The organism is Nostoc sp. UIC 10630 (genome assembly GCF_010747425.1).
In the GTDB taxonomy this organism is placed as follows: Bacteria; Cyanobacteriota; Cyanobacteriia; order Cyanobacteriales; family Nostocaceae; genus Nostoc.
Genome location: NZ_JAAGOG010000207.1, coordinates 1 through 12662, shown reverse-complemented (window position 1 = coordinate 12662; position 12662 = coordinate 1). Strand labels below are relative to the sequence as shown.

General features: G+C 42.9%; 6 protein-coding genes. 3 read left to right on the top strand and 3 right to left on the bottom strand.

What is annotated here, in order from left to right:
- Window positions 1-447: 447 nt before the first annotated feature.
- Both G1O98_RS31490 and G1O98_RS31485 read right to left on the bottom strand, forming a co-directional pair.
- Entirely contained in the window at window positions 448-4842 is a 4395-nt protein-coding gene (locus tag G1O98_RS31490) for a PAS domain S-box protein (protein WP_163936654.1), read from the bottom strand.
- A 268-nt stretch (window positions 4843-5110) separates the two neighbouring features.
- Window positions 5111-5545, bottom strand: coding sequence for a hypothetical protein (locus tag G1O98_RS31485; RefSeq protein ID WP_163936651.1), 435 nt, complete (start codon window positions 5543-5545; stop codon window positions 5111-5113).
- A gap of 121 nt (window positions 5546-5666) precedes the next feature.
- On the opposite strand from G1O98_RS31485, the gene G1O98_RS31480 reads away from it, so the two are divergent.
- Together G1O98_RS31480 and G1O98_RS31475 are read left to right on the top strand one after the other, a co-directional pair.
- A complete protein-coding gene (locus G1O98_RS31480; protein WP_163936648.1) occupies window positions 5667-7520 on the top strand; it encodes a S8 family peptidase in 1854 nt (617 codons plus the stop codon).
- A gap of 158 nt (window positions 7521-7678) precedes the next feature.
- Entirely contained in the window at window positions 7679-7903 is a 225-nt protein-coding gene (locus tag G1O98_RS31475; RefSeq protein WP_114082657.1) for a hypothetical protein, read from the top strand.
- Here G1O98_RS31475 and G1O98_RS31470 read toward each other — a convergent pair.
- A complete protein-coding gene (locus G1O98_RS31470; RefSeq protein ID WP_012409925.1) occupies window positions 7900-8223 on the bottom strand; it encodes a hypothetical protein in 324 nt (107 codons plus the stop codon). The genes G1O98_RS31475 and G1O98_RS31470 overlap by 4 nt on opposite strands.
- A 1744-nt stretch (window positions 8224-9967) precedes the next feature.
- Here G1O98_RS31470 and hetF point away from each other — a divergent pair.
- Window positions 9968-12493 (top strand): cell division protein HetF, encoded by a 2526-nt coding sequence (hetF, locus tag G1O98_RS31465; protein ID WP_163936645.1) that lies wholly within the window; start codon window positions 9968-9970, stop codon window positions 12491-12493.
- The last annotated feature ends 169 nt before the right edge of the window (window positions 12494-12662 follow it).

Sequence of the window (12662 nt, the reverse complement as noted above, 5' to 3'; positions counted from 1 at the left end):
CTCCTGTTGCTCTTTCTGCTCCTGCTATCAACGGTTAATTCTCAAGCATTAACTCAATTAGCTAAATAAGAAAGCGCCCTCCCGAAGTGGGAGAGCGCTTTCTTATTTATATGTATCCTTCTTGTTTCGATTTCTGGGTATTATGAGTAAAAATAATCTTCGCTGAATTGCACAGCCGCTTTTTCTATTTTGGTTTATTTTTCCATAGTTAGATATTTTCCCAATGCGCTAAACCATAAGTAAAAGAAAGAAAAACGTAGACGCAGAGCGGCTTGCCGCAGGCTACCGCATAGACGCGGAGCGGCTTCCCGTAGGGTAGAACGCAAAGGACACACAGAAAGAAGTTAAAAGGGTTTGGCGCAGCCTCACAAAGAAATGGTATAAGTCCTAATTGCAAAAAAGGGTATGCAGGAGTTAGCAAGAATTTTTCCCAATGCCCAATTCTGTCTAAGTCCGTCCAACAAGGCTAGCGACTACTGTAGCCAACTCAGCCGCTTCAATGGGTTTGGGTAAATGTAGCTGATAACCTTCTTTTATAGCTCGCATCCGATCCTCTGCCCTAGCATAAGCTGTCAATGCTGCTGCGGGAATATTTCCCCCTTGTTCTGGCGATCGCGATCGCAGTTTGCGGATCAAAGAGTAACCATTCTCATTCGGCATACCTATGTCACTGACTAAAACATCTGGTTTCCATTCTGTAATTACCTGCAATGCTTCTTGAACTGATGCCACTGCTTTAACTTCGGCTTGGCACTGTTCGAGAACTGTGGTGATAAATTCACGGCTATCGGTTTGGTCATCTACAACCACTACCCGCACACCAAGGAGGGAGACAAAGTGAAGAGGAGAAGAGGGGAGGGGCAGAGGCTGTGAGACTGTGAATAGATGACTTTTCAAAAGTGGCAGCTTGACTGTAAACGTTGCTCCTTGATCTTTACCCGGACTATCTACGTGAACAGTACCGCCATGTAGTTCTACTAAATGACGCACGATCGCTAATCCTAGTCCTAATCCACCATAAGATCTAGTGTTAGAACTATCAGCTTGACGAAAGCGATCAAAGACGTAGGGGAGAAAATCAGGGCTAATACCAATACCTGTGTCAATCACCTGAATTTGGGCATATTTCTCTGTTATATGTTCTTTTTCTTCGCCAGTTACCACTGACAATTGCAACTCTACCCGTCCACCTGTGGGTGTAAATTTGATGGCATTAGATAACAGATTCCAGATAATTTGCTGCAAACGCTCAAAATCACCGGAAACTAGGAATTGGGAATTTTCGCCATTTGAACGTTGATTGCTTTGGGATTCCGCTGCTCTTGATTCTAGATTTTCGTGATTGATTTCTAATCCCAAATCTGAATCTGGCGCGATTGTTACCACGGGGACTATCCCCGGTGGCGCATTTCGCGTTTCTTTTAAGGGAATGATGGAAAATCTTAAATCGATTTCCTTCGATTGAGCGGCTAGGCAAACAGTCTCTAGGCTCGACTCAATCATTGGAACCAAATTACAAGTACGGACATTGAGGCGTAACTTGCCTCTAATCATCCGCGATATATCTAGTAAGTCTTCAATTAGCTGGGTTTGCGCCTTAGCATTGCGCTCAATTGTCTCCGTAGCCTTAGCCATTTGGCTTTCACTCAGCTTGCTTCGTTGCAGGAGTTGCGCCCAGCCCAAAATTGCATTGAGGGGCGATCGCAATTCGTGAGACAATATTCCCAGAAATTCATCTTTCATGCGGTTCGCCTCTTGCAACTGCTCAGTTTGTTTTTGCAAAGAAGCAATTAAACTAGCACGTTCCATTGCGATCGCTATTTGGTCGCATACTGCTTGCATCATCCCCTTTTGATTCTCGGTAAAGCTTAACCGAGTGCGGCTGCCAAAAGAAAGAGTACCCAACAATCGTCCTTGGGCAATCAACGGATAACTATAATAAGCAGTAATACCTAAAGAACGAAGCAATTCTGTTTTTGGGTCAGTTGATTCCTGCATATTTTCTAGAGCTATTGCACAACGGGTTTGGGCTACAGTACCGCAAACCGTTTCACCATAAGCCAACGACTCGATTTCCTTGGCCAGTTCTTGAGAAATACCACTGTAAGACCCTAGCCGCATTACTTGAGAGTTATCCTCAACCAAATAGTTCAAATAAACATCTAAACTAATTTGCTCTCTTAGTTTTCGGTAGACGCTATCGATTAGTAGTAATGGTTCTTGGCTTGAGAGTAAATCGTTGGCTGTATCAAATAGTAGCTTTAGTCTTTTGTAACTTAACGAGAGTGCTTTTTCTGCCTGTTTGAGGTTGCTAATCTCTTGGAACACTAAGATACAGGTAGCCGGATGACCGTGCATTGCTGGCAAGGTATCAGCAAATATCAGTAGAGAGCGCACACCAGAGGGAGTGTGCCAATCTACTTCTAATCCATTGAGACGTTCGCCAAGGGCAACCCGCACTCCTGGCATTTGTTCATTGGGAATGCGATCGCCTGCCGCATCTGTATAGTGGTAAACTGTGTGATAATCTTCTGCTGGTACACCTTTAGGAAATTCGCCCCCAGCTAATTCATTAGCAGAGCGATTTGCAAAAGTCACCCGCGCCGTTCCTGGTTCGATAAACAACAAGGGTCTTGGCATTAGATTTAATACATCCTCCAGCCATTTTTGCTGATTTAGAAGTATTTCTTCTGCCTGCTTGCGCTCCGTAATATCTAAAAATGCACCAACGCTTCCTCTAGTTTTACCCTCTTCATCAAACAGAGGTGCAACATACTCCAACAGGTTGATAATTTTTCCATTTTCATGGACTACCTCAAGTTCACAATCCACAACTTCAACACCATGAGTTGCAGAGTATTGCATCGGGAGTTCCTCTGCTGAGAGTTCCCTTCCTTCACGGTAGATTTTAAAATTTGTCGGTTTTTCGTCACTAGAAGCGCTGAGAGAGGCATTTGTATTTGACGATATCCCCAACTGCTTGGCAAAAGCAGGGTTTACCTTAATATTTTGGCATAGTGGATCTTCGGCAATGCCAATTCCAATGGGAATTACCTCCAACAAAGTTTGTAACTCAGTAATGCGGCGCTGTAGATCCTTGTTTAGTTGTAAGATTTTTTCTTTAGCCTTTTTTTGTTCGCTGATGTTACGAGTCACAGTTGCTAAGGCAATTGGCTGACCTGTATTGTTGTCTGTAACAGTGAAGATATTGTAATCAACTGGTATTGGTTGACCTGTTTGGAGATGCCGAAAGCAGAATTCTCCCTGCCAACGCCCTTCTGATAGTACAGTCGGCAGTATATATTTTTGAAAATAGGCTTTGTCTTTGGGCATGAAGTAATCTAATACTACTTTTTGCCTCACTTCTTCAAGGCTTGCAAGCCCTACCAGTTTTTGACCTGCATCATTTATATAGAGTAATTGACCCTCAAGGGTGGCGATGCCGATAAAGTCAGAGCTATTTTCTACCAGTGATACTAATTTTTGTTGCTCTGCTTCTGCAAGCTTACGTTCGCTCAAGTCGAGGATAAATGCTACTGACTCTTCCCGTTTTTCTCCTAACAACACGTAACCAACTAAAACTGGGATGCGGCTACCATCCTTGCGAATATATTCTTTCTCGTAGGGCGTACAAGTAGCGTTAGTGTTTCCTTGTGCTTCGGCGACACCTCGCAGATCCATGTATAGATACTCTGGTGGTGTGATATTGCTCCAACTTAATCTACCCTCTGACAAATCCTCCTGGGTGTAACCAATCATCCTGAGAAATTCGTCGTTTGCTTCCTGGATACCGCCATACACATCGCCAAAAAGAATACCAATAACGTTAGAATCTACGAAACTCCCTAGTTTATCCTGGTAGGTTCTCAGTACTTTCTGAGCAAGATCGCGTTGATGGCTAAGGCGTTCAATAACCCTGGCACTTTGCCAAATCAAAATACTAAAAATCACAATTAGGACGATCGCAAACACCGATACCGCAAAAGCCGGATCGTATTGTCCTGCACGTTGACCTTCAACAATTATCCACCCTAATACAAAAGGTACTGCGATCGCGGCAACCAACAAACGACGTGCCAGTAAGCCACCATAAGTATCACTTGTAACTACCCTCATTAACCCCTGTTCTGCCCGTGCCCACAGAATACCTATACTTAGCAAAATGAACAACACCGCTGTATGTAAAGCCATCGATGTTGTATAAGGGGCAAGTCCGTAAAGAACTTTCACTTTGTAGGCATAGCCCATGAGCGCCTGAAAGGAAATTAAAGTAGCGATCAGAGCGATAATCTGAGCAGACCAATAACTACGGTGGTTTTTTGGATTAATCAGATTCTGTAAGGCAACGCTGACTAGCATAAAGTTGAATGCTGTGTTTACCCCCATTCGCCCCGGATACAATGTCGTCATACTAGTTGGCGAATCCAAGAACAGCATCTCATCAATACCCAGATTCCAGCCGAACAGATATTCACAAAGTGTAAGTACAGCAATTGTGGTGACAGCTATTGCACAGACCCTGGAAATTACCAGAGTAGGGAAGTCGAGAAGTCGAAAGGTCGAAGAGTCAGGGTAGTTTTGAATTGTTCTTTTCCCCTTATTCCCTACTTTTAAAAACAGCCACAATGATAAACCAGACAGCACAAAACACAACGCTGTATTGACTTTCATCGTGGCGGGACTACCAGGGAAGCCACGCTTGAGAACTTCAATTCCAAGCCACCAGCCAATTACCACCAAGCTGCCAACCAAGATGGATATTACACTTGCGGCTTTTGCCACAAGTGAATTTCTCGGGATTTTGAATATATCTTGCAGCCGCAAGCGGTTAACCTTTAACATTTAGTGTTTTCTAACCGCATCTATCTAGCGTAGTAAAATTCCGTATTCCTTACGGTTTTATCATCTATGCCTTAGTATTTTATGCTACCCCTTGACTTACTTTTCATCTACCCAGAAGCATATTTTTTATTGGACAATTTAGAGTAAGAATTAATAATTCAAAAATCACCTTTGTGAGTATTTCATAATTGCAGGCTATGTCGTTTACCCAATCTCATTTTCTGTACAGAAACAGGAGTATAATCGAGAACTTGTCGCTTCAATATAACTACTTCTTTGGTTCTGTTCGCAAGTCTTGTAATCGTCCTTGCAAAAACTTTCCCCATTCCGCCGCCAAAGGGATTTCGGTAAATGGAACACGCACCGATTTATTAGATTCGGAAAAGAGAAATTCTAGCTCTATAGAACGACCTTTCTGCGGTATATTATCCACATCTACTGATTTATCATCTACTAGAAAGTTGATTTGCTTAATATCAAGCAAAGAGAATGTTTCTAGTTTAATAGGCCCTTGAGGTGTGGGTTTTCCCCAAGTGAGATTATTGTCTTTTTGACCTAATACAGCATAAATATCGTACTTAGCTCGTTCAAATTGTTCTGCCCAAGCGCGATAGGCTTCAACTTTTTGATACTCTTTCGAGCCTTGCCAAGCCAACCAGAAAAACATTACTAATAGCGGCAACCACAAAAGACCACGTTCCATCGTTTCAAAAAGTCCTGAGTAATGAAGTGAGACTTGTAACTAAAAGTGCAAAATCCACCAACAAAGGATGGAGATAAGTTATGGTAGTGAGCAAACTGGCAAAAAGCGGTAATGAGTTAATATGAGAAAGCTTATATTATTGTGCTTGTTTGTCATTGGGCTGGGAGCTGCCATATTTGGTTTCCTGAATTTCCAGGGAATGGCAGTTAAAGGAGAGTTTGAAACGATTTTGCTTGATTTTCGGGAAGATATTCCATCAGATGTGGTGCAACAGAATCTCCAAGCGATCGCCAAACAATACAACGTTACACCCCAATTAGACAACAAGTTTTCAGAAAAAGATCATGTGTATATTGTCAAAGGCGATCGCCAGCGACTCCAAGAACTGAAAAAATCTCAGTTTGTCCAAGCTACAGAATTCATTGAGCCAAATTACATCTATACAAAGATTCCACAACCAGGTGAAAAAGCTTGGTTAGGAGAATTTTTGAGACCTCAAGAAAATGATGATGAGACAAGCCCATCATTAACTGGCCCCAATGATCAATATTACAGCAAGCAGTGGAACTTGCACAAAATCGGTATTGAAGGCGCATGGAGTCAAACCAAAGGCAGTGGCATTACAGTTGCGGTAATTGACACCGGAATTACTAAGGTGCGCGACTTATATGAGACAAAATTTGTCAAAGGCTATGATTTTGTTAACGACCGAGAAGAAGCCAAAGACGATAACGGCCACGGTACCCATGTTGCCGGAACTATTGCTCAAGCCACAAATAACAAATATGGCGTAGCGGGAATTGCTTATGAAGCCAGTCTGATGCCACTTAAGGTACTCAGTTCTTATGGTGGCGGTACAGTTGCCGATATAGCCGAAGCGATTAAATTTGCTGCTGATAAAGGCGCAGATGTGATTAATATGAGCTTGGGCGGTAGCGGTGAAAGCAAGTTGATGAAAGAAGCGATCGAGTATGCCCATAGAAAAGGTGTAGTTATCATTGCCGCATCTGGGAATGAAAATACCAATGGCGCAAGCTATCCAGCCCGATATCCTTATGTAATCGGTGTTTCGGCAATTGGCCCAGATGGCGAAAGAGCGCCTTATTCTAACTTTGGTGCTGGGGTAGATATCTCGGCTCCTGGTGGTAGTGAAGCTGGTAAGATTCTCCAAGAAACTATCGATGAAAATGGCGAAGGGGTTTTTCTTGGCTTCCAGGGTACAAGCATGGCTTCTCCCCACGTTGCAGGCGTTGCAGCATTAATTAAAGCTGCTGGTATCAAAGAACCAGATGAAGTTTTAAAAGTCCTCAAGCAGTCAGCGCGAGTTATCCAAGATGATGGTTTGAACTATTATGGCGCTGGACAACTCAATGCAGAAGCAGCAGTCAGACTAGCTTTTGGAGGACAAATAAGTTTTCCAGATTTCTTTCGGTGGTTACGCGATAACGGCTATCTTAACCCTGGCTTTTGGATTGATGGTGGTGCAGTGGCACTATTACCCAAGATTTTAATGGTAGTTGGCTCTTATCTACTGGCTTGGTTTTTACGGGTTTACTTCCCCTTTAGTTGGAGTTGGTCTTTATCTAGTGGACTAATCGCTGGCAGTTCCGGGTTATTCTTCCTCAAGGGAATCTATATTTTTGATCTTCCCCAATGGCCTTTCCGGGTTTTGGGCAGTTCAATTCCCGAACTAGGTAATACCCTCCAGGGAACTGATGCGTTGAATCCCCTATTTGCCAGTGTACTGATTCCCATTTTATTAATGGCATTGCTGCTGGGAAATCCTAGTTGGAAATGGTTTGCCATTGGTTCAACATTAGGTATAGCAGCCTGCTTGACAGTAAGTGCGTTTTTAGATCCAGCTGTTTGGGGTTTGGGAAGTGGCAACATATCACGCCTCTTCCTCATCGCTAATGCCCTAATCTGCTATGGACTGGCTCGTTTAGCATTGAAAAACGAAGAAAAAATCGCATAAGTGGGGAATGGGGAATGGGGCATTGGGCATGAGGAATCAATTTTTATAACTCCTAACTCCTAACTCCTAACTCCTAATTCCCTACTTCCCACACTCAGCACGGGCTAAACCTTAGCTATCCGCTAACAGCACTCAGCACTCACAACTCAGCACTATTTATGAGCATTACACTTACAGGTACAATCGAACGCCGTGATATAGGCACAGGCGCATGGGCGTTGGTTACAGAAGAGGGCGTTACTTACGAAATCCTTAAAGGGGCTGACAAAAGCTTACTCAAAGCCGGACAAAAAGCAAAAGTAAAAGGACAGGTGCGTGAAGATATCATGACTATTGCCATGATTGGCCCTGTCCTAGAGGTCAAATCTTTTGAAGTAATTTAGTTTTGATTACCTGTAGAATCCAGAACCTCTTGCAGACGGCTTCTAAATTCACCTTTGGGATGACCTCCTTTTACTTCACCCACAATCTGAAATTCCCCTTCTGGAGAATTGCAGATGATGTAAGTAGGCCATCCCATTTCTGATTTATCGGGATACTGAGTTAATAAAATCTTGCGATACTTGCGGTAAGCAGTCGTATCCTGCATTTTCACATCAATAAATTCTAAACCCAGTTCTTCAGCCACCTTTTTGTCGTAAAAAGACATTTTATGGCAGATGCCGCACTCTTCTGAAGAGAACTTAATTACAGCTAAACTCATGGGTTGGCGACTCTTTGATTCTAAGCAAAGTTTTTTAGCATAATGCCATGAAATATTACCATATAGCTGGTTATTAGTGTCAACTTAAAGCTGAAACCCTTATCCAGTATGTTTACCTGCGTCCTTGCTTCTATATTTTTTGGGAGGCAGAGCTTTCAGTACTGCATTCCCAGGTTGAACATACAAACAAGAAATATACAAATGTAGTAAGCAAGGAAGCTCTGACTCTGAACCTGAAAGCAGTGATTGCTGGCAGAGAAATAATTAAACGCCAAAATATAGAAAAAAAATTAAGAATATGATTAAATATCATAGCAATCATTTTGATGTGGCATCTCTAGCTCACAATAAAAAGAAAGGGATTCAGGAATTGAGTGAGCAGGTTATGCTCTATCCTAGGAGCAGGAACAACAAGAGTAGTGGTGCATTCTAGTTACATCAGTAGAAAATGCTAGGGCGATGTCTAAGACAAGCTGCTAGGTGTCTACACAAAAAACCCCCGATGAGCGTTAGCCAATCAGGGGAGTTAGTTATCAGGGTGCATCTACCAATTAAATGTTCTTAGGTTTAACACCATATTCCGGATAAATTTGGACAAAGGCTAATTATTTTTTAAAATAAAAAACCCCCAGATGATGTTAGTCTACTAGGGGAGTTAGTTATCAGGGTGCATCTACCACTAATGTTTTCTAGGGGCAGCGAGTATCTTCCGGGGAAAATGGCAAAAATCAGGGTTGACTGGCCATATTTAGGAAGCGCTACGCCTACTTAACTAGAAAAAACCCCCCAGTGGGTGTTAGCCAACCAGGGGAGTGAGTTATCAGGGTGCATCTATTGATTATCTTTTCTAAAGTAAATGGGTAGCTACCGGATAAAATAGCAGAGGTTGAAGTTATTGTTGTTTGCTCACCAGAAAAAAACCTCAAAGTTGTTAAGCAACCAGAGGAGTTAGTTATCAGATATTGGTTTCAAGTGAAGCTAAAATCTTTCAGAATCTCGTTTATCTGTAAATGATACTCATAGGGCTACTGGCGCGAATTCAGAGGGTGCTAGCCTATATGAGGATTAAAAGAGATTCTTAAAGAGCAATCTACCGAATAAATTGACGCTCACCAGAGAAAATCCTCAATGGGTGTTAGCGAGCTAGGGGAGCTAGTTATCAGGGTGAATCTACCAATTAAATAACCAGTGCATTGCCTTAAAAATTTGATGCGTCAGAAATTATTGCTGCTAAATTCCTTTATAAAAAAACCCCCAGTGGGTGTTAGCCAACCAGGGGAGCTAGTTATCAGGGTGCATCTACCAATTAAGTGTTCTAGGTTTAACCATCATGCTCCGGATAAATTTATTAGAAAGGCGTGTCAACGAAACTCTAGTAGATATTAACTGAATTAGGGGAGTTAAAAATCAAGGGACATCTATCTAGTAATCAAGTATTCTAGGATTAAGCACTATTTTTTGGTAAAGAATATCTGCGTTAAAAGTTGCTGTTGTTTGCCAAAATTGAAAAAAACCCCTAGTAGGTGTTAGCCAACTAGGGGAGTTGAAGATCAAGGTGCATCTACCAATTAAGTGTTCTAGATCCAAGTAATCCGATCCGGATAAAGTTGTAAAGGCAGAAAAAGCAAAACAACACCGAATCAGAAACATTCAGGGGTGGGATGCATCTAAGTTATCAGAGGGAGCAAATCGACTTGAAACTTTTGTGTTTCAAACCAGATTTAGGAGGCGGACAGGAGAAGTTGTGACCCAGGAATTTCACATTTCCGTAACCCCAGTAGGGCAAAATGACTACTTGGTGCGGACGGAACAAGTCGCGCCTGGGGTACCATTGGCAGAAGAATTGGTGACTTGGCCTGTAGCTGATTGGTTAATAGCTGCTGGGCATTTGATGAATGACCCATTGAAGTCGGTGTTGCAGGGAGATCCATTTACCTCTGGTGGGCACGAAAGCAATATCGCCAGAAACTCTGTTAACTTGGTGGCGTTGGGTCAACAATTTTATAACGCCTTATTTCAAGGCACTCTCAGAGATAGTTGGATTACTGCCCAAGGTATTGCCCAGAATCACCAACAAGTACTACGCTTACGCTTGGGTCTAAAGGACACTAGATTAGCTCGTCTGCCTTGGGAAGTGATGCACGCAGGCGATCGCCCTCTGGCTACTGGACCTTATGTGGCTTTTTCTCGCTTCCAAAGTGGCATTTTGGGGGGTTCTCCTTTGCGATCGCGCAATAGTTTCACAACACGAGAACAAGGTGGCGTGAAAGTATTGATGGTAATTGCTTCTCCCTCAGATCAAGTCCGTCTTGACTTACAGAAACAGGAAGCGATTAAACTGCAAGCAGAACTTCACCGTCAAACATCACGACTTGCTGAAGGTAACAATCGTTTCCCAGAAATTGAACTCACTGTTTTAGACCAACCAGGACGCGAAGAACTGACGCAAGCCTTAGAACAAGGCAGATACCAAGTTCTCCACTACTCTGGTCATAGTAACTTAGGCGGCAATGGCGGAGAAATTTATCTTGTTAGTCGCAGAACTGGCTTAACGGAAATCTTGAGTGGAGACGATCTAGCAGGTCTGCTCGTCAACAATAATATTCAAATGGCAGTGTTTAATTCCTGCTTGGGGGCGTACACAGCTGCATCCGATCCTTCTGGAGATACGGGTGAACGTAATCTGGCAGAAAGTCTCGTGAAGCGTGGAATTAGAAGCGTTTTGGCTATGTCAGAACGCATTCCTGATGAAGTGGCATTGACACTCACACAATTGTTTTACCGCAACTTGAGTCAGGGATATCCAGTAGATTTGTGCGTTAGTCGGGTACGCCAAGGATTAATTTCTGCTTATGGTTCTCACCAGATGTACTGGGCGTTACCGATTTTATATCTCCAGCCAGAATCTGACGGTTTTCTCAGTGAAGAACTTGAGGTATCCGAAAGTACAGACTTGCGGGATCAATATAGTTCACCTTTAGGAATAACTTCCACGATGTACTCTGCGATGTCTACGACGGGCTACGCCAACGCAGATGATAGCGATATGCCTTTAGGAATGGAAGAAATGATTCCTGCTGGTTTGGCGCGTGACTCTTCTGGGTTAGACTGGCTGGGTGAGGATACTTGGGGCGATCTCGTTGATGAAATTGAGTATGATGACCCAAGTTATGAAGAAGATTCTGCGATCGTTTCGGATTTGTTTCGTCAGCTAGATAACCAAAAAGCTACAACTGAACCGGATCAACAAATTCTAGAAAATAATTTTCAGCAAAGCCAGATTTCAGAAGAGATGACTTCTCTAGAAGATGAAGGAGATTTATGGGGAGAAGTTCCATCACCGCCCCCTGCAATTACTGGTAAATTGCAAGAAAGTCAGCAAAATTCTGAGTTTTCGCGTAGGCATAGCCCAACCCAGGCATCGCAACCCGCCGCACCAAGACATCGTACCCAACGCCGCAAATTGTGGCCATTTGTGGGTATTGTGGGAATCAGTGCCTTAGTAGCTGCGATCGCTTTAAATTGGTGGTGGCAAAATCGATCTCAACTGGCAACTCTGCCAAACATCCCAGCAATTCCCACCGATTCTTTACCTATCCAAAAACAGCAAAATATCGATTTAGAAACAGCAAGCACTGGAATTGTCACCACTAGCGCTACGCAAAAATTGAGCCAGGGAGATTTGCAAGGTGGGTTGTTAGCTGTAGAAGAATTACTCAATCGTAATGCACTAGCTGCGGCGGAAACTGCCCTTAAACTTGTTCCAAATAAGCAAGTTGACGATCCATCTGTCAACTTTTATAAGGGAAGATTAGCTTGGCAGTCTATCGGGACTGGAGACAATAACTATAGCCTCGATGATGCCCGCCGTTACTGGGAAACTGCTGCCAAAGCTAAACCAGAATCACTTTTATATAATAACGCTTTAGGATTTGCCTACTACGCAGAAGGCAATCTAAATCGAGCCAATGACTCTTGGTTCAAGGCTTTGAATTTAGCTCTTAAAGAACAAAATACAGATTCAAAGACAGCAGTTCCTGAAGATGCTTTAACTTCTTATGCTGGTTTAGCTCTGGGACTGTATAAATCTGCACTTAGCCAATCTAGTGGGAAGCAGACACAGTATCTGAATGAAGCGATCAAGTTGCGGCAAATGGTTCTCAACTCTGATTCAGTAAATTTCCAGGTTGATAAATTAGCTAAAAATTGGCTGTGGACAGAAAAGGCGATTGAAGATTGGCGATCGCTCCTTCAAGAAAAAGGTGAATAACAGTAAGGAAAAGGGCGGTTAGAAACCGCGTCTACACAGACAAAACCCACCTTCGTGGGTTTAAAACCCTACAATTTTTTCTTAGTCCGCGCAGATTCTCTCATTGATGTCAAGAGGCGATCAGAAAATCCTTGTTGACACAACCAGGATCAAAGGTAGTTTTTCGACG

Excerpts from the sequence above, each read along its gene's own strand:
- G1O98_RS31480 (WP_163936648.1), top strand. The coding sequence starts at position 5,667 with ATGAGAAAGCTTATATTATTGTGCTTGTTTGTCATTGGGCTGGGAGCT.
- G1O98_RS31490 (WP_163936654.1), bottom strand. The coding sequence starts at position 4,842 with ATGTTAAAGGTTAACCGCTTGCGGCTGCAAGATATATTCAAAATCCCG.
- G1O98_RS31470 (WP_012409925.1), bottom strand. The coding sequence starts at position 8,223 with ATGAGTTTAGCTGTAATTAAGTTCTCTTCAGAAGAGTGCGGCATCTGC.
- G1O98_RS31485 (WP_163936651.1), bottom strand. The coding sequence starts at position 5,545 with ATGGAACGTGGTCTTTTGTGGTTGCCGCTATTAGTAATGTTTTTCTGG.
- G1O98_RS31475 (WP_114082657.1), top strand. The coding sequence starts at position 7,679 with ATGAGCATTACACTTACAGGTACAATCGAACGCCGTGATATAGGCACA.